Annotated in this window: 14 protein-coding genes; 4 read left to right on the forward strand and 10 right to left on the reverse strand. The window is 60.4% G+C overall.

Going from position 1 to position 19091, the window contains the following annotated elements; all coding sequences use genetic code 11:
* Positions 1 to 56 precede the first annotated feature (56 nt).
* The gene (locus BLLJ_RS09750; protein WP_013583021.1) at positions 57 to 2363 is read right to left on the reverse strand and encodes an alpha-galactosidase; all 2307 of its coding nucleotides are present in this window, start codon (positions 2361 to 2363) and stop codon (positions 57 to 59) included.
* Positions 2364 to 2482: 119 nt separating this feature from the next.
* Positions 2483 to 2932 carry a nucleoside deaminase gene (locus tag BLLJ_RS09755; RefSeq protein ID WP_007056534.1) on the reverse strand — a complete coding sequence of 150 codons (450 nt, stop codon included), beginning with the start codon at positions 2930 to 2932 and terminating at the stop codon, positions 2483 to 2485.
* A 125-nt stretch (positions 2933 to 3057) separates the two neighbouring features.
* Between BLLJ_RS09755 and BLLJ_RS09760 the strand changes: the two genes are divergently transcribed.
* Positions 3058 to 5130 carry a cation:proton antiporter gene (locus BLLJ_RS09760; protein ID WP_013583022.1) on the forward strand — a complete coding sequence of 691 codons (2073 nt, stop codon included), beginning with the start codon at positions 3058 to 3060 and terminating at the stop codon, positions 5128 to 5130.
* A 43-nt stretch (positions 5131 to 5173) separates the two neighbouring features.
* Here BLLJ_RS09760 and BLLJ_RS09765 read toward each other — a convergent pair whose 3' ends face one another.
* The 3 genes from BLLJ_RS09765 to BLLJ_RS09775 form a co-directional block, all read right to left on the reverse strand.
* A complete protein-coding gene (locus BLLJ_RS09765; RefSeq protein ID WP_016507544.1) occupies positions 5174 to 5998 on the reverse strand; it encodes a sulfite exporter TauE/SafE family protein in 825 nt (274 codons plus the stop codon).
* Positions 5999 to 6087: 89 nt separating this feature from the next.
* The gene (locus tag BLLJ_RS09770) at positions 6088 to 6846 is read right to left on the reverse strand and encodes an alpha/beta hydrolase (RefSeq protein WP_007056568.1); all 759 of its coding nucleotides are present in this window, start codon (positions 6844 to 6846) and stop codon (positions 6088 to 6090) included.
* A gap of 118 nt (positions 6847 to 6964) precedes the next feature.
* A complete protein-coding gene (locus BLLJ_RS09775) occupies positions 6965 to 7825 on the reverse strand; it encodes a hypothetical protein (RefSeq protein ID WP_011068622.1) in 861 nt (286 codons plus the stop codon).
* A gap of 356 nt (positions 7826 to 8181) precedes the next feature.
* Here BLLJ_RS09775 and dcd point away from each other — a divergent pair, with 356 nt between their 5' ends.
* Positions 8182 to 8763, forward strand: a complete 582-nt coding sequence (gene dcd / locus BLLJ_RS09780) for a dCTP deaminase (RefSeq protein WP_007051821.1) — start codon at positions 8182 to 8184, stop codon at positions 8761 to 8763.
* Between the two features lie 62 nt (positions 8764 to 8825).
* Positions 8826 to 10547, forward strand: a complete 1722-nt coding sequence (locus BLLJ_RS09785; RefSeq protein WP_013583024.1) for an FIVAR domain-containing protein — start codon at positions 8826 to 8828, stop codon at positions 10545 to 10547.
* A 216-nt stretch (positions 10548 to 10763) separates the two neighbouring features.
* Here the strand turns inward: BLLJ_RS09785 and BLLJ_RS09790 are convergent, their stop codons facing one another.
* The 3 genes from BLLJ_RS09790 to BLLJ_RS09800 all read right to left on the reverse strand — a co-directional run bounded on the left by BLLJ_RS09790 (position 10764) and on the right by BLLJ_RS09800 (position 16156).
* Entirely contained in the window at positions 10764 to 13751 is a 2988-nt protein-coding gene (locus BLLJ_RS09790; RefSeq protein WP_013583025.1) for a cation-translocating P-type ATPase, read from the reverse strand.
* A 182-nt stretch (positions 13752 to 13933) separates the two neighbouring features.
* On the reverse strand, positions 13934 to 14767 hold the full coding sequence (locus tag BLLJ_RS09795; protein WP_013583026.1) for an alpha/beta hydrolase: 834 nt from the start codon (positions 14765 to 14767) through the stop codon (positions 13934 to 13936).
* A 75-nt stretch (positions 14768 to 14842) separates the two neighbouring features.
* Positions 14843 to 16156, reverse strand: a complete 1314-nt coding sequence (locus tag BLLJ_RS09800; protein WP_013583027.1) for an MDR family MFS transporter — start codon at positions 16154 to 16156, stop codon at positions 14843 to 14845.
* A 72-nt stretch (positions 16157 to 16228) separates the two neighbouring features.
* Here BLLJ_RS09800 and rlmB point away from each other — a divergent pair, with 72 nt between their 5' ends.
* Entirely contained in the window at positions 16229 to 17221 is a 993-nt protein-coding gene (rlmB, locus tag BLLJ_RS09805) for a 23S rRNA (guanosine(2251)-2'-O)-methyltransferase RlmB (protein ID WP_007051816.1), read from the forward strand.
* A 106-nt stretch (positions 17222 to 17327) separates the two neighbouring features.
* Here rlmB and BLLJ_RS09810 read toward each other — a convergent pair whose 3' ends face one another.
* Both BLLJ_RS09810 and BLLJ_RS09815 read right to left on the reverse strand, forming a co-directional pair.
* On the reverse strand, positions 17328 to 18740 hold the full coding sequence (locus BLLJ_RS09810) for a DUF4032 domain-containing protein (RefSeq protein WP_032740914.1): 1413 nt from the start codon (positions 18738 to 18740) through the stop codon (positions 17328 to 17330).
* 121 nt (positions 18741 to 18861) lie between these two features.
* On the reverse strand, positions 18862 to 19077 hold the full coding sequence (locus BLLJ_RS09815; RefSeq protein ID WP_071474701.1) for a hypothetical protein: 216 nt from the start codon (positions 19075 to 19077) through the stop codon (positions 18862 to 18864).
* Positions 19078 to 19091 lie beyond the last annotated feature (14 nt).

Consider the following 19091-nt stretch of genomic DNA (forward strand, 5'->3'; position numbering starts at 1 on the left):
CCTTCGCTCAGCTGTCGCTTCGCTCAGGCCGTGGCTACTGACAGCCTACTAGGCTGTCAGCTTAACGCCACAGCCTTGAGCAATACTGCCTGCTGGGGGTGGAGGGACGGGGGACGGATGCCGTAACGCTGCAGGGCTTCGCCGGTCAGGACTACGCCTTCCTCGTTCCACCAGCCGAGAGTGCTCTGGCCGTTGGTCAGACCGGTCAAATCCAAGCTCGGGTCGAGCGGGCTGACGCGGTAGGTGCGCTCGGGGTCAAGTCCGGGCAGGTGCACGGGCGCGGCCGGATAGGTCTGGCTGGTGGTCAGCTGGGTGAAGCGGTAGATGGCGGCGTCGCGGTTCGGCATCACCATGCCATCCAAGCGCACGGCCGGATCGTTGGAGTCGGCGTGCACGCAGGTGTCGATGGCGAACCAGTCGCGGTGCTTCTTGAATTCGGCCACCCACACGGCCAGCTTGGCGAGCGCCTCGTCCGGCTCCTTCAACAGGTTCCATTCGATGCCCATGTGGCCGAAGAACGCCATGGCCATGCGCAGTTCCTGGCTGGTGGCACGCTGGGTGGAGTGCGCGGGACTGGCACCCACGTGCTCGCCCATCATCGCCGGCGGCACCAGCAGCGAGGTGTAGCGCTGGATGTCCGCGCGCTCGACCGGGTCCACGCAGTCGGAGACCCAGATACGGTCAGCGTGCTCTAGGATGCCGAGATCCACGCGGCCACCGCCGGAGGAGCAGCTTTCGATCTCAAGGCCCGGATGTGCGGTCTTGAGGCCCTTGAAGATGTTGTAGACGGCGAGGGTCTGCGCGTGCACGGCCGGGCGGCCGGAGCGGCGGGAACCGGGCTCGGTGACGAGCTTGTTGTGGTCCCACTTGATGTAGTCGATACCAAGCTCGCCGACAAGCTGGTCCATGCAGCCGTAGATGTAGTCGAACGCATCCGGATTGGTCAGATCGAGCACCTGCTGAGTGCGGCCCTGCAGCGGCAGTCGGCCGGTGGTGGGCGAAAGAATCCAATCGGGGTGGTTGCGGGCCACGTCGGAATCGGGGTTGACCATTTCCGGCTCGAACCACAAGCCGAATTCCATACCCTTGGCGTGCACGTAGTCGGCGAGCGCCTTCAGGGACTTCGGACCATCGGGCCAGACGTCCTGCGCAATCTGCCAGTCACCGAGGCCGGAGGTGTCGTCGCGGCGGGAGCCGAACCAGCCGTCGTCCACCACGAATCGTTCCACGCCGGAGTCGGCGGCCTTGTCGGCGAGCGCCTTCAGCGTATCGAAGTTGTGGTCGAAGTACACGGCTTCCCATGTGTTGAGGATCACCGGACGGCCGTGCGAGAACAGGCGCGGGTGCAGGGAGCGCACGTAGGAGTGGAATCGGGCGGCGATCTCGTTGAGACCATCGCCATAGGAGCCGAACAGCCACGGGGTGTCGTAGGAGTTCTGGCCTTCGCCAGGGCCAGCGAGCGTCACTTCGCCGCCGAACAGGAGTTCGCCGCCGCCGATCACGCCGGTTGTGTAGGGCAGACGTTCGGCGGACAGCACGGAGTTGCCGCTCCAGCCCACGTGCACCGAATAGGCGTCGCCATGCTCGAAGCTGAAACCGGGCACGCCGGCGGTCAGGAGCAGGGATGCGTCGAAGTCAGGGCGGCCGGCGAGCTGCGGCTTTTCGAAACGGCCGACGGTCAGCGGCTGGCGCTGCGGACTGCGTTCACGTAGATGGTGACCGGTGGTGGTGAGGATTTCGCCGGCGGATTCGGGCAGCGGGAAGCCGAGCTCGATCTTGCCGATCTCGAGCGGGGCTCCGGCGTCTGCACCGAACAGGTTGGTTACGGTGGCCTTCTGACGGACCAGGCCGCCGGGGAGCAGTTCGAGGTGCCATTCGACTTCCACGCCCTGCTCCTCATCGCGCGCGGTGACTATGACGCCGGGCACGCGGACCGGACCGGTGGCACGGGCATGGCCGGCCACATCGGTGTAGCTTTCGCCGGACACGGCATCGAGGGTGGCTTCCAGCACGCCGCCGGCCTCGATATTGGTCACGGTGAACTTGGGGAAGAGCTCGACGCCGGCGCGGCGCAGCACCACGCGCTGCTCGCCGATCCAGCTTTCGGCCTGGGTGGGCAGGATAGACGGCCAGGCGGTGTCGTCGAGCGCGCCGGACACGCGCTGCGGCTTCAGGGCGTCATAGGCGGCCAGCAGGGTGTCGGGCTTGGCCAGCGGGCGGCCCCAGTGGACGATGTGCGGCAGGTCGCTGCCGGCAAACACCAGACCGATCGCCACATTGGCGGCGGGCTGGGTCAGGTAGACGGCGGTGAGTGCGGTGCCGTCAGCGGCGGCGCCGGTGAAAGTGGAGGTGTTCTCGGCCATATTGTCTCCTTCGACGTGTGTGGATTTGCATTGCACTACTGGTTTCGATGGTAGAAGAAATGGAATATGTTGCCTTGGTGCCGCGTGTTGGTTGCGTGAGGTAAGTAATGCGTCCGTGTCTATCGCCGCTGGGCGAAGAAATCAGTCAGGATGGACTGACACTCGCCTTCCAGCACGCCGCCGTGCACTTCAGGACTATGGCCGATATGCGGATCGCGCGGAATATCCCAAATCGAACCGCATGCACCGAGCTTGGGATCCCAGGCACCGAACGCGATGGTGCCGATATGGGTCTGGATGCAGGCACCCGCGCACATCGGGCACGGCTCAAGTGTGACGGCCAGCGTGCAATCGGCGAGATTCCAAGCGCCCAAGGCTTGGGCCGCCTGACGCATGGCGATGATTTCGGCGTGGGCAAGCGGGTCGCCATCAGCCTCACGCGTGTTGTATCCGCGCCCGACAATCTGGCCGGCCGCATCCAGCACCACCGCACCAACCGGTACGTCACCAGCGGCTGCGGCCTGACCGGCCAGTTCCAGTGCGCAGCGCATCGCCTCGTCATATTCCATACCAACGAGTGTATGCCTTTTCTCATATCGTCTCATGATGTGCATAATCGGCCGCAAGCTTAACGTTTTCTTCATGGTTCCCATATACTTTTGGTGGAGAAAAATTTAAGGGAGAAGGCGGCAACATGGCGGTATTTGAGCTCATCCTATGCATCATTGCGGCGGTGGTGGTGAGCTCGTTTGTCAGTCGCTTCGTGCCCAAAGTCTCCACGCCGCTGGTCCAGATTGTGCTGGGCGTGCTGGTTACGTATCTGCCGTTTTTCCCGAATGCAACGCTCGACCCGGAACTGTTCATGGTGCTGTTTATCGCGCCATTGCTGTATTTGGAAGCCCACGAAATCGATAAGTCGGCGTTGCTGAAAACGCTGGATCTGAGCCTATCGCTGGCTATCGGACTGGCTATCGTCACGATGGCGGCGGTCGGATTCACTTTGCATGCCGTCTGGCCGTCCATCACCTTAGCCTCAGCCTTAGCACTCGGCGCGGCACTCGGCCCGACCGATGCGGTGGCCGTCAGCTCCCTCGGTAAAGAAGCCTCGCTGACGCAGCGTCAGCGCAGCGTGCTGAAAGGCGAATCACTCTTCAATGACGCTTCCGGCATCGTCGGCTTCCAGTTCGCTCTGGCCGCCGCCTTCACTGGAGAATTCGCCGTGGGGCAGGCCGCCGGCGAATTCGTGATCTCCTTCTTTGGCGGCACCTTATTTGGCCTGGTGATAGCAGCAGCGGCCAACTGGCTATTCGAGACCGTGCGATCCCTCGGCTGGGAAACCACTACCACACGTATTCTGATGGAACTGTTCCTGCCCTTCCTGCTGTATTTGGGCGCGGAGGAATTCAATGTGTCCGGCATTCTGTCGGTGGTGGCCGCTGGCCTGTTCATCCGATTCGACCGCACCGGCGTGGGGCCGAATGTGGCACGTACGAATATCGTTTCCACTTCAGTATGGGGTGTGCTGAGTTTCTCGCTCAACGGTGCGGTGTTCATTCTTCTGGGCATGCAGCTGCCGCGCGCCATGAGGGCCAGCTGGTCTGACCCGTATATCAGCAATACCGTGCTGATCGGCATTATTCTGCTGGTCACTCTGGTGGTAATCGCGCTTCGATTCTTCTGGATTGCGGCCATGCTGCGCGTTGCGCGAGATACAATCACCGGCCAGCGCCGCAAAATGACACCCGAACGCTGGCGCTCGGCCGCAGTGATGACCTTTGGCGGCCCCAAGGGAACCATCACGCTGTCATTGATGTTTACCATCCCGTATTACATTGCCGGCGGTGCGCCGTTCCCGATGCGTGACGAGCTGATTTTCATTGCGTCAGGCGTGATTATCGTGACCTTGCTGCTGGCCAACTTCCTGTTACCGCTATTGGCCCCGAACCGTGGCAAGGATCCCAGCGCGGAAATGATTCCGGTGACCATCGATGTGTTACGCGCCACGGTGGAGGAATTGACCGGACGCATCACGCCAGAGAATCGCCGTGCGATTCTGATGGTAATCGACCAATACACCAAGCGCATCGGACGATTGCAGCAGCGCATCGGCGATACCGATCCTCAGGGATTCGAGCAATTGCAGATCGAAGCGCTGCATTGGGAAAAGGAATTCGTGCGCGACCGACTTGCCGACACCAAGGCGCATCCGGCGGCGGATACGGCCACGCAAGAGCTGAACGTCGAAGCCTGCGAGCGCATGCTTGACCAGATTATGAATACGCTGCGTCACACTTCCACTGATCCGACTTCGGGGCATGCGGTATCGCAGATTCGCGGTCGCTTACGCATGTTCCAGCGGCAGATGAGCAATTACGCCAAACGCACGGTGTCCAAGATTCGCCATACCACACCATTGGTGAGCGAGGACCAGATTTTCGCGCGCACCCGCGAACTGCAGGTCGAGGCGATTCATCATGTTATCGGTCGGCTTATTGACGAGATGGGCCAGGATACGTACAACACCGAGCATTGTTCGGCACTGTTGCTGGATTATCGTCGTGCCGAGGCTTCATTGCAGGCACGTCCGACCATGAGCGGCACTACGGAAACCATCACGCAGGTCGAGGACGTAAAGCGCGAGAGCTACGGTATCGAACTCGGTATGATTCAGGACATGTACGAAGCCGGCGACATCAACCGAGCCCAAGCCCGCTCCCTGAGGCGCAACATCTACGTTATGCAAGTGGACGCTGATTCCGGCATCTAGTTTCCCTGGCTCCCTTCTCTGAGGGGAGCCAAGTTGGGGATTGCTATTCCCGTGTGACTTTGAGGGCTACCCAGATGCTGCGAATCAGCAGAACCGTCAGATAGGTTGCGAAGAGTATTCCGCCGGCACGCGGGCTCATGGCCCCGGCAATCCAAGTGCCCAGCGGTGCGGTCAGTGCCGCCACGATGCCGATAATCAGACCGGCTTTGGCATGCACCATTTTGCGGCGCACATTGGCCACGGTGGTGGTCATGGCATTCGGGAACATGGACAACAGCGAAGTACCACGCGCGATCAAATCGGACGCGCCAAACAGGATCGACAAAGCCGGCACGCAAATCGCGCCGCCGCCCACACCCAGCAAGCCAGCCAAAATACCGGCGAGCACGCCGAAAACAATCATCAGCAAGACAGTAACCAGATTAAATTCGATTGACGAATCACGCGAAGGTATAAAAATAAGCTGGCTCGCGATGATAAACGCCATAAACACCACGAACGCCCAGCGCAGCACGACTTCCGGCAGTCGGGACAACAGCAGCGAACCAATCTGACCGCCGATGAACATGCCCAGGAACATCAGCAGCGCGGCAATCCAATCCACATTGCCTTCAACCGCATAGGCCAGAACACCAGACACCGAGGTGGGCACAATCGCCAACATCGAAGTGGCGGCCGCATGCCGCTGGGTCAGGCCGAGCCAGACCAGCGCGGGCACGATGATGGTGCCGCCGCCAATGCCAAACAGTCCGGACAACAGCCCGACCAACACGCCCACCACAACCATAACCGCGATGCCGCGCGGGGACTCGTCCACATGATTCTCTTCAGTATGTGCAGTAGTACTTGCAGTGCTCACTTCGCTCATGGGAGAACAGTCTATGACCGAGTCAGCCACAAGCGCCCTCGATGTCCGATTGCTGCGACGGCCGCGCCAATTCCAGTAATGGCGGCTGACTACAGCACGCCAGAAGTAATGTCGTTGTCAAGTAGCCACTGGCGTAAATCGGCGAACTCCTCAAGACTCACATTGTGATCCAGACCGTGGTAGCTCTTGGTTTTCAGCCACGTATGCTCTTCCAGCCAAGCGGCGGTGGCGAACAGTTCGTATTTTGGGATTACGCCATCGTTCTTGCCGTACGTATAGAACACGGGGATATCGTAATCGGCCAGGCGAGAGTCGGCGGGGGCCGTGCCGGGCACCTGACCGGGTGTGTTGAAGCCGGACAGGGAGACGACGGCCCGGTACCGCTCGGGGTTGATGCGCAACAAATGCACGGCGACCAGCCCACCTTGCGAAAACCCAAGCGGCACCACGTCACGGTCGGCGGGAATGTTGTCGGCCACCCATCGGTCGACTGCTGTGGCGGCGGCATACGCGTCGTAGTCACGATCATCGCCGATAGGCAGGGCATCGTGAAACCACGCGTAGTTGCCGGGGTCGGGACTGCCTTCACGGGCCGGCGCGAGTGTCAGCGGCCCGCGCAGTGCCACGAAGTCGTTATATGGAGCGATGAGGCGCATGATGTCCGCCATGTCTTCTTCGCTGGATCCCCATCCATGCAGGCACAGGAACAGCGGATGCGTGGCATGCTGGTCGAAGCCGCCGCGCGAGGTGACGCTGTGTTCCACGGTGAGTGGCTCGCCAAAACGTCCGGGCACAGTGGTGGATTCGCGGCCGATCAGAGGCTGGCTGGCATTCGCTTCTTTGCTCATACCATTCCAATATAGAGGTCTTGCGCGCTGTGCGGAAAACGATGGACCATGATTTCAATCACATTGGGTAATCCGCGCCGAATCGCCTTGGGACTTTTCAAGGGATACCGGCAATCTGTCAGGCGTTACCGCTGTCTGCGGTATCTGCGGCTGCGGTGATTGTCTCAAGTTCGCCGCCCCACTGCTGCTGCAGTGCGGTCATCTTGCTGGCCTCGCCGAACACCATCCAGCGTTTGCCGTTCAGCAATCGCCAATCACCTTTCGTTTGCTCATTATCAGCGTATTGGCTCAGCAGTTCGGAAATCTTGCTTTCGATAGGTGCCCGGCTGATGGCTGCGGACGATTCCGATTCAAAGGATACGAAGGCCACTCTCGGATCAGTGCACATCTGTACGGTGGTGATGCCCGGCAAACCGCCCGTATCAAGCCCCTGCCATCCTTCTTTGCACGCGCCGGCAGCTTGTTCGATGCCTTGCTCCATCTGTGCGGTATCTTCGACGGGTGCCTTGTCGTTCGACTGCTGAATCAGTCCTTCCGGGAACAATACGCCCACGGCCACGCCGATAACCAAGCAAACTATGGCGCACACCAGTGCGATGATGCCGCCCGCGCCCACTCCCCCGTGAGTGGCGTACCGAGGCATGGTGACTCGCGCAGCGATGACCAGAATCAGGGTGATGCCGATAAGCACCGCCGCCGTCAACGCAATGTATCGTCCTGGCACTGCCGTCATAAAGGAAATGGCGTAAGGCGCGATCTCATGAACCGCCGAGGTGGCCGATACCACGACGGCTAGCAGTCCGCTGACAACGGCAAGTCTGCGGCACAATATCGACGTTGGGCTGCTGGCTTTTGTAGCGGCGAATCGCCGGCCGGCATCCCGCCTGGATGGGCGTCGATTCTGTGCACGACGTGAGCTGCGCGAATCGTCATACTGACCATCGCCGAAGAAATCGTAGTCCTCATCGTTGCGGGCCATCGGTGCCCCCTTCCTGCCGATTACACAGCTAGTGTACCGCTATGGCTTGGGAATGGCGGTCATTCGGGGGAATGATTCAGGGCACAAAAAGAACCCCGGCGGTTGCCCGCCGGGGAGAGAAAGGAGAGAGAAGAAGAAAGGGGGTTCAATTGTCGGGAACTGCTGCGGCTCCTGATCAGCTTTCCGCTGACATCTTTTATATAACCACTGCTTTCTGGGTCTACCTCTAAGTTTCTCTGAGAAAAACCTGAGAATACTTGCGATTGATGGACCGCGGAAGCGTGAGGAGCCTCTCACGTTTCCGCCCAAGGCGCTAGACTTGAAGGCAGTATTTATTTGCCCAAGGAGTTTTTCACATGCTGCTGTCCGACCGCGACATTCTCGCCGCACAGTCCGCAGGTCATATCTCACTTGATCCGTGGACCCCCGAAATGGTGCAGCCCGCTTCCATCGACGTGCGATTGGATCGGTACTTCCGTTTGTTCAATAACCACGCCTACACCTATGTCGATCCGGCGGAAAACCAAGGCGCGCTCACCGAACAGTTCGAGGTGGCTCCCGACGAACCGTGGATTTTGCACCCTGGCGAGTTCGCACTGGGTTCCACGTGGGAATACGTCAAGTTGGACCCGTCCATTGCCGCCCGTCTGGAAGGCAAGAGCTCACTGGGCCGATTGGGGATTCTCACCCATTCGACTGCGGGCTTCATTGACCCCGGTTTCGAGGGGCATATTACGCTTGAGCTGTCTAATGTGTCGACGTTGCCGGTCAAACTATGGCCTGGCATGAAAATCGGCCAGATGTGCTTCTTCCAGCTGAGCTCGCCCGCTGAGCACCCTTATGGCTCCAAGGGCACCGGCTCGCATTATCAGGGCCAGCGGGGTCCGACGCCGAGCCGTTCCTACGAGAATTTCTACCGCGCGCACATCGACGACTGAGCGTTGCGACGTACCATTCGGCCGGCGGATGCCGGCCATTTGCTTAATCCCAAGGAGATGTCATGACCAACAGCGATGGCGGGTTCCAGTTCGACTTCCAGCAGCCCGAAAAGCCGGTCAGGCCAACGGTTCCTCCGATTCCCGGGCAAGAGACGGCAGCATATAGCACAGAACCCACGGCACAAGCCACACCGGCTCTGCAGTTCCCGCAGTCTGTGCAGTCTGCGCAGCCCACACAGCCCACACAGTTTGTGCAGCCCGCGCAAGTAGCGTATGCCTCACAACCCACGCAAGCTGTGCCGACCGTACAAGCCGCTCAGCCGACGCAGCCCATCGATCCGGCCATGACGCAACCGTTCTCGCCGCAATTCCTAGCTGCGGTTGCCGCACAAGCACCACAGCCGGCGGCAGCCACGCAGCCAGTAGTATCCGAAACACCAATCGCCGCTGTGCCCGGCCAGCAGCAATACGTTTGGGATCAGACGACGCAAAGCTTCCGCCCGGTGGAACCGACAGCGCCGGTGACGCCAGCAGCACCAGCCGCACCAGCGGCACCGGCGACATCGCCTGTTTCGGTAGCTTCAAACGCCGCGACACAGGCGTTCCAACCCAATCAGGCCGAGCAGCCTGCGGTAGATGCCGAGGCAACACAAGCGTTCCAGCCTGATCAGGTCATGGCAACACAGCCTTTCGAAGCTCAGGCCATGCCGAATGCCGAAACCGCGGCCACACAGGCATACGGCGCATCATCCACCGTATCCGGTGAGACCGTTGCCATGCCGGCAACGCAAGTAGCGTCTGCCGATGATGCTGCAGCCACACAGGTGTTCCAACCGGCCGCCCTGGCCGCTTCGGCACAGGCTCAGCCTGCTGTGATGCCTCCCTCCATTCCGTTGGATCAGGTCTCCGATGAGGACGATTCCGATGGCGCCGAGCCTCGTCACGGCGGTAGCGGCAAAAAGAACACCCGCAAGATCGTCAGCATTGCCGTAGCAGTAGTCGCCGTGATAGCGCTGGTTGTCGCCGGCCTGCTCTGGTGGCATTCCAACAGCAGCAAGGCGAGCCAAGCCGTGGCATTGGCCGAGTGCAAGGTAGCGGCCAAGCAGTACACGAATGCTCAGAAGAAGCTCACCACCGCCATATCCAATGGCCAAACCAGCGCGCAAACATCCACCAGCGATGTGGCCGATGCCAATACGCTCACCACGCTGAATCAGGCGTTGCAAGACGCCGGCAATCCGGCTGACACCGCCAAGTGCGATTCCAACCTCAACGCCACTGAGTTGAAGTCTCACACTAAAGAGCTGCAGAATGATGCCAGCGACATGGCTGACAAGACGGATGCCATCAACAACGCGATCAAGGCCGTTAATACTTCAAAGGCGACGGCCGATACCAACACACTGAAATCGAACCTGAGCTCGGCTATTTCGCAGGCGCAGGGCACGCTGGATAATTCCGCGGGCAGTGTGGCCGATGAAAACACCCGCACCGCGCTGCAAAACGCCATCACCGAGGCCAATACGGTGATGAACGGGACCAGTCCGTCCGAATCCGACGTCAATAATGCGATTTCTAAACTGCAGAAGGCCGAGTCCGACGTCACCGCCTCGATGCAGGCCAAGCAGCAGGCAGATGCCGCCAAGCAAGCTCAGGAAGAGGCTCAGCAGAAGGCTGACCAAGAGGCACAGCAGAAGTCTCAAGACGAGTCCAACAATAGCGACAACAATAACGGCGGCGACAACTCCACCTCTACTGACGGCACTGACGGCAGCAACAACTGAGGTCTGCAGCGTTCTCCTGTTTCCCATGGGGCGGTAACTCCCCATGGGGCGGTTAGCATATTTTCCTTTTTCGCGGAATAATGCCGTTTTCAGCGACCGCCCCATGGGATAGTTACCGCCCCATGAGGAGCCGTTTGGATATAGCAGTGGGCCGGGCTCTGAATACCAGAGCCCGGCCCACTGCTATATGCCCACAATCAGGGCTATTGCGATGGCTTAACGCTTGGCCATCGCGCGTAGCACAATCTTGCGCAGTTCGGAGGCAATCAGCACGATTGCGGCCAGGCAGATGCATTCCACCCAAGCCATCGGGCTCAATGCCACGGTGCCGAACGGACCGTTGAGGAACGGCACGTAAATCACCACGAGCTGCAGCGCCACGGACAAACCAATCGCACCCCATAGCCACTTGTTGGAGAACAGACCCACGAATGCGGACTGCAGATGCGAACGGGAGGACAGCGCGTTGAATAGCTGGGCAAACACCAGAATCGTGAAGCCCATCGTACGGGCCTCGGTCATCTGCGCTTCATGGCCGATGGCATCCACCGAGCGGTCGGTGAACAAGCCGCCGGACAGGTGCATGTCCATACCAATCAGCGTGACGATGGCCATGATGACGCCGATGTAGATGATGTCGCCCCACATGGAGGCGTCAATCACGCGGTCCGTCACCTTACGCGGTTTACGACCCATCACATCGTCGGTCTGCGGGTCCACGCCCATAGCCAACGCCGGCGCGGCATCGGTCAGCAGGTTGATCCACAGCAACTGTGTGGCGAGCAGCGGCACGGTGACACCTACGGTTTCCGGCTGGCGGATGCCGAGGAAGCCGGCAAACACCACACCGAGGAACACGGTGAACACCTCACCCACATTGGAACTCAGCAGGTAGCGCAGGAACTTGCGGATGTTGTCGAAGATCACGCGACCCTCGCGTACGGCGGCCACGATGGTGGAGAAGTTGTCGTCCGCCAGAATCATCTTGGCGCTCTGCTTGGTCACTTCGGTGCCGGTGATGCCCATGGCCACGCCGATGTCCGCGGACTTGACTGCCGGGGCGTCGTTCACACCGTCGCCGGTCATGGCCACGATGTTGCCTTGACGCTGCAAGGATTCGACGATCTTGAGCTTGTGCTCGGGGGCCACGCGCGCGTACACGGACACTTCGGACGTGGCCTTGTCGAGTGCGGCCTCATCGGGCAGCTGGTCGAGCTGGTCGCCGGTCAGGGCCTTGCCGTCCTTGGCGATGATGCCAAGGTCGGAGGCGATGCGGGCGGCGGTCAGCGGGTGGTCGCCGGTGATCATCACCGTGCGGATGCCGGCACGATGGGCCTCGGTCACGGAGTCGCGCACCTCAGTACGCGGCGGATCGATAATGCCGACCATGCCATTCCAGATGAGATCGGTTTCGATGGCTTCGGCCTGATCGGCGATGTCGGACACCTGGCCTGCGGCGTTGACGCTTACACCGGGCACATCAGCCAAAGAACTGGTTTCCAGCGGACGGCAGGCCTCGCCAAGCGTACGGTAGGCCTCGGAGGAGAGACGTTCGACGGTGGCGAGAATCGACTGGCGATCGCCTTCGGTGAGCTTACGGACCTGACCACCCACGCGGATGCGCGTGCAGTAGCTCAACAGCACGTCGGGCGCGCCCTTGGCGAACACGGTGAGCTTGTCTGAATCGGTGCTGTCCTTGGCGATGATGGACATGCGCTTGCGTTCGGAGGTGAACGGAATCTCGCCAACGCGCGTGTAGCGCTTGATCTTGCGATCGGCCTTGACCTTGCGTGCGGCCACGATCAGCGAGACTTCGGTGGGGTCGCCCACAATCTCCCAACGGCCGTTCTCCTCGCGTAGTTCGCCGTCGTTCGCGAGCGTGCCGGCCACAAGCGTGGCGACGACTTCATCGGCCACAATCTGGGCCTGCTCGGATTCAGGACTGACGCCACCGGTCATAACCATGCGGCCTTCCGGCGCGTAACCGGTGCCGGTGATCTGCACTGCGCCGGACGGGGTGACCACGCGCTCCACGGTCATCTCGTTGCGGGTCAGCGTACCGGTCTTATCCGAGCAGATCACGGAAGCGGAGCCCAAGGTCTCCACCGAATGCAGTTTCTTGACGATGGCGTTGTGCGCGGCCATACGCTGCACACCAAGCGCCAGCACCACGGTCAGGATGGCGGCCAAGCCTTCCGGCACGGCGGCCACAGCCAGCGAGACGGCCAACAGCAAGGAATCAATCACGTCATGGACGTCGTTGAAGCCTTCCAGCACGGCGAGCGCCACCAGCACCACGACAGCGATGACGCACACCGCAATGCCGAGGATCTTGGAGACGTAATCCATCTCCTTTTGCAGCGGGGTTTTCTCATCTTCGGTGGCGGAGAGCATGTCGGCGATCTTGCCGACCTGCGTGTTCATACCGGTGCCGGTCACGATTGCGCGGCCGGTGCCTTGCGTCACGGAAGTGCCGTTGAAGATCATGTTGGCACGGTCGCCCAGCGCCTTGGCTTCGGTGAGTGTGTCCGGCTTCTTACCAACCGGCACGGATTCGCCGGTCAGTGAAGCCTCGGCGATGCGCAGGCTGGCCGCGTTGACCAGTCGGCCATCAGCGGAGACCGAATCGCCTTCCGCAAGGACGATGATGTCGCCGGGGACCACGTCGGCGGTGTTGATGCGCATGACCTTGTCATCGCGCAGCACCGAGGTCTGCGGGGCCGTCATTTGTGCGAGCGCTTCGACGGCCGCCTCGGCCTTGGCTTCTTGCATATAGCCGAGCACAGCATTGACAATCAGGATCAAGATGATCACGATGGCGTCGAACGGCAGCACTTCGCCGCCTTCCGCGCCGGGCTGCGCATTGGCTTTTTCGATGAACCAAGCGATCACCGAGATAATAGTGGCCGCGATCAGCAGGTAGACCAGCGGATCTTGGAATTGGGCCAGGAATTTCTTCCATTTCGGTACGGGCGGGGCGCTGGCGAGCTCGTTCGGGCCGAATTTGGCCAGTCGGCGCTTGGCTTCTTCCTCGCTCAGGCCGTGGGATGGGTCGACGTTCAGGGCTTTGGCCACGTCGTCGGCGCTGGTCAGACTTGGATCGGTATCCCCCAATAGCGCTTCCTGTGCGCGCACCTCTTCCGATTCCACGACCCCGTTCGTTGCGGTCGTGGACACTGCGGATTGATCTTTGAGATCATCCATAATGTTCTCCTTGGTATTGCCGCGGAGTAGTCAGCCTTGCGGCCGCTGCCGGGTTTTCTCTCCCGGCTGGACGCACAGGACTGCGCGGTTATGGACACCGGCGCAACTGCTGCCGATGCATACGATTGCCATTATTCCATAACCGCGTGGCGCACTTGGCGCACAGCGTAATAGCGTTTTGCCTAGAACAGGCGACGCAACCAGGCCTCAGCCAAATCAGGCCAACACTGCACGCATTCGACGATGTGCGCATAGAAGCCGTTACCGGCAGTTTCCGCATTGGCCAAGGACAGGCCGTGGCTGCCTTCAGGGAACAGGTGCGCCTCAATGCTCACGCCGGCGGCCCGGCAGGCCTGGATGAGCATTAGCGTGTTCTCCACGGGCACGGCGTCGTCGGTCATGGTATGCCAGACGAAGACGGGTGGCGTTTTGGCATCGATGTGCTTTTCGATGGAGAACTTGTCCAGCAAAGCCTGATTGTGAGCTTGGTCCCCTAGCAGGCATTGGAAGCTGCCGCGATGGGCGTACTTGCCGGCGGTGATTACTGGGTACGAGAGCATCAGCGCGTTCGGGCGCACGGCGTCCGGGTCTATGCCGCCCTGTTCGCGGATGTCTTCGTCGCCGACCGAGGTGGCGAGGTTGGCGGCCAGATGCCCGCCTGCGGAAAAGCCGAGTACGGCCACTTGCGCGGGGTTTACATGCCACTGATCCGCATTGGCGCGAATCAGGCGCATTGCCTCGGCAGCCTCCAGCAAAGCCACCGGATAGCGGCTGGGCTGCACCGAATAGCGCAGCACGAATACGGCGAAGCCTTTGGCCAGGAATTGCATGGCCACTGGCTCGGCTTCGCGGTCAGAAGTCATGGCGTAGCCGCCGCCAGGCAAAATCAGGATGGCCGGGCGTATACGGTCCGGTTCCATCTCCTCGCTGTTGTCGGCCACATAGCCAAAGAATCGCGCCTCGCTGCCATCAATGCCAACGATGGTTTGTTGAATGTATTGCATGCCATACATCATACGCGCAGAGAATAGTTCTCGATAAGAACCACTCGCCATATGCGGTCTTGCCCGTATCTCCAAACCGAATAACACTTACAGCGAATCGTGAAGACTGCGGGCCATGGCGCGGTCGCGCGAGCCTTTGGTGAGCTTGAGACCGAGGGTCACGGCAATCAACACAACAGTGCAGGCGATCCACAGCGTTCGACCGCCGAAGTTGCTGATAGTCCAGCCACCAATCAGCGGCGCCAGCGCAACCGACACCGACCACACTACGTTGTAGACGCCCTGATACGTGCCACGCGCCGACGCGGGTGCCATGGCGGCAACCGTAGTGGTGGCGATAGGGAATGTGCCCAGCTCACCCAGCGTCCACAGCACTACGGCAAGCGCGAATCCGCCCCAAGAATGGGCCGCGGCCTGCACCGCATAGCCGATGACGGTTACGGCGAGGCCCATCACCAGCACGCGTGAATTGCCCATGCGCGCGAACAGTTTCATCGCGGGAATCTGTAGCAGGCACAACATACCGCCATTGATGGTGAGCAGCACCGAATACTCGCCCAGCCCTAGACCAAGGTCCGTCATGGCAATGGGCAGGCCGGAGGTGCTTTGGAAGTACACAAGGAAGTAGCCGAACATCAGCAGGGAGAAGCCGAGGAATGGAGTATCGGTGAGCACGCGCCGCCAATTGCGAGACATGGCGCCCTTGACACTGGCAGCCGGTGCGGCATCCGAGTGATTCGGCCTCTCAATGCCGGCGAATTCCGCATGGGTAACACTGCATTCGTCTTCATGGCGCACCGCACTTGGCACCGATACAGTAATCCCCAAATGCCGCACCTCGCGGAAGAACGCAATCAGCAATATCGTGACGGCTATCATCACCGCCGCTTCAACGTAGAACATCAGCGAATACGAGATCTTGACCAGCTGGTTGGCCACAATCGGTCCAATCGCGTACCCAAAATTAATCGCCCACGATTGCAGTACGTATGCACGTTGCTGACGTTCGGCAGGCACCACATCCGCGATATACGCGGCGATGGCCGGGCTGGGCAGCGAGGCGAACGCACCATAGACGAACAGAGCCGCGCCTAAAGACACAGGATCAGTGAGTACGGAAACGACCAGCAGGGCAGCCGCTGCGCCGATTTCGCCGATGATAATCATGGATTGGCGGCCGAATCTGTCGGACAAGGTACCGCCGAACAGGCAGCCGATGATTGCGCCGAAGCCGTACATGGCCACGACTGTGCCCACCACACCCTCATCGAGGCGCAGCGCGGAAACCAAATATATCGACAAGAATGAGGTCACGAAGCGACCCATCCACAGAATCAGAATCGCCAACCATAATCCCCAATACAGCAGGGACAGTCCGAATATCATACGCTGCTTCTTCACTCTCAATACCTTACCGGCTACCGACGGCGGAATAGCCGCGTTTTGGCGCGGGGTGCTGGGACAATAGCACCTATGGCTATCAAAAAAGGACCGACCAAGGGGTCGGGTGGCAAGCATCGCAACAAACTGAAGGGCTACGGCCCCACTCCCAAGGCCGAGGACCGCGTCTATCACAAGGCGTACAAGGCCAAGAAAGCGGCCGAACGTCGGCAGATGGCCGACCCGCGTCTGGCAGCCCGCCGTCGAGTGGACAAGTTCGCTTCGGCGGATACTTCGGATCTGGTGTACGGCCGTAATTCCGTGCTGGAAGCACTGCGCGTAGGCGTACCTTCTTCCACGCTGTACATCATGTCTCGTATTGAACATGACGATCGTACTCGCGAAATCGTGAAAATCGCTGGTATGAACGGCCTGCACATGCTGGAGGCCGATCGTCTGGAGATGGATCGTATCGCCCGCTCTGGCAACCATCAGGGCGTGATTCTGAAGGTCGATCCGTTCCAGTACTCCTCGCTGAACGAGCTGGCCGATCGTGCTGAGAAGAAGGCCAAGGCAATGGAGGCCGCGAATTCGGCGGCCGCCCGTATTGCTGCGCGACCGCTGTTTATCGCATTGGACGGCGTGACCGATCCGCAGAACCTGGGTGCCGTGATTCGTTCGGCGGCCGCATTCGGTGCCAATGGTGTGATTCTGCCGGAACGCCGTTCCGCTTCAGTGAACGCCGCCGCTTGGAAGGTGTCTGCCGGTGCGGCCGCGCATATGCCGGTGGCGCGCGTGGTGAACCTGACTAAGGCACTTGAGGGCTTGAAGGAGCGTGGATACTACGTTGTCGGCCTTGACGGTGGCGGCGATAAGCTCGTCGGCGAGACTGGCTTTGAATCCGATCCGCTCGTTGTAGTGCTCGGTTCGGAAGGCAGCGGTTTGGGCCGACTGGTGCGCGAAACCTGCGACGCGATTGCCGGCATCCCGATCAGCTCGTCTGTTGAGTCGCTGAACGCTTCAGTGGCGGCGGGTATCAGCCTGTACGCGGTGTCCAACGCACGGCGCAAGGCTGCGGCGGAGTGATTGTCGCTTGAGGCCGTAATAGGTTGTACATACACGGAAGCCCCTCTATTTGAGGGGCTTCTTTGTGTGATGGGCTCACCTACAGACAGTCCACCGGATTGTCCGCTTAATGACTCCACACTGCCGCATCCGGATCGTCATCGGGGTTGTAGCCGTCGTCGTCCGGGTCGCTGTAGGTGGATTCGTCGTCAATGACGCCGGAATCGGCCTCTTCGTTAAGTTCGGCGAGTGCCTTGGAGTCAAGGCTGTAGCTCGGCAGAGCGTTGTCGATGTAGCTGGTCACGGCCTCGCCCATCGGCACGTCGTGGCCGGCCTTCTCCGCCAGGAACCAGCGATGGTCAAGCACCTCATGGAAGAACTGAGCAGGCTCGATCTGGGAGCGATATTCGCGCGGAATCATACGCACGGTCGGCTCGAACACCTCACGCATCCAGTCGGTGGCCACGATTTCCAGATCCTCGCCCTCACGCCACGTGGAGGCACGGTAGGCGTCAAGGTCGTTGAGCAGACGACGGGCCTGGTTCTCCTGCACGTCAAGGCCGGTGAGGCGCAGCAGCTTGCGGTTGGCGTAGCCGGCGTCCACCACGCGCGGGCGGACCAGCACACGCTTGCCGTCCTCGGCGGTCTTCATTTCCAGCTCGTCCACGTCGAAGCCCAGCTCGTTGAGCTTGTTGACGCGCTGCTCGATCTTCCACATTTCGTCCGGGTTGAACTTGTCGGTGTCGGTCAGGGCGCTCCACAGCGAGTGGTAGCGGTCGACTAGGCGGTTGCCCACCTCGATCTCATCCACGTCGCCGGGCAGTAGCTTGCCGGACGCCAAATCCATAAGTTCGCCGATGATGTTGGTGCGGGCCAAGTCGATATCGTATTCGCGCTGGCCGTCGGTGAGCTGGGCTTGCAGGTCACCGGTCTCGGCGTCCACCAGGAAGGCGGAGAAAGCGTCGGCGTCGCGCAGGAACAGGACGTTCGACAGGGACACATCGCCCCAGTAGAAGCCGGCCAGGTGCAGGCGCACCAGCAGCACGGCGAGGGCGTCAATCAGTCGTTCGGCGGTGTCCGGGCGCAGGTTGCGGGCGAACAACGCACGGTACGGCAGCGAGAACTTCAAGTGCCGGGTGACCAGAATCGCCTCCAGCGGCTCCCCTTCACGGGTATGACGGCCGATGACCACGGCGATCGGGGTCACAGTTGGCAGTTCGAGCTTCTGCAGTCGACGCAGGATCTCGTACTCTCGCTCGGCCACCTGGCGCGTGATCTCCTTCATGGCGTACACCTCGTCGCCCACGTGCACGAATCGCACGACGTGGCGGGAGATGCCTCGCGGCAGGTTGGCCAGCAGGTCCTTAGGCCAGGTGGCCAAGGGCTTGTGCCAGGGCAGCGTGAACATCTTTGGGTTCGAGCTGGCGGCGGTGATTTTCAGTGCTTGCGGTTCCGCTGAATCGGCGTGTTCGTCTTCGGCTTTGACAGACGTGGCCTTCAGCGCACGCGGATCCATCTGGGGCAATTCGTTCAACTCCATGTGTTCGATTTTACGTGGTGCTTGGGAAGTGCGCTTCCCAGCCACATATTCGGCGCGTTATTCTCGCATACGAATAAACAAAAAGTCGGGTAATCCCCCACATGAATGAGATCAGAAGAAATCAAGCCATCTTTAATTTTGTATCGCAAGCACCAGCAAAAAGCATCAAACAAAATAGGATACCGAACAACACAAAATCGATAGCCCAGAGACAATCCTGTTTGCTCGTTTTGCCCCCGTCATCCGCAGTAAAGAGCCACCCAACTATGAGGACAACGATTGAATAAACAAACCAACCTGTTGCGCAAATTATTGCGATTAAATCAAAAGCAGTCATGGTCAGAGGAGCTC

Origin of the sequence: Bifidobacterium longum subsp. longum JCM 1217 (genome assembly GCF_000196555.1) — a bacterium.
GTDB lineage: Bacteria > Actinomycetota > Actinomycetes > Actinomycetales > Bifidobacteriaceae > Bifidobacterium > Bifidobacterium longum.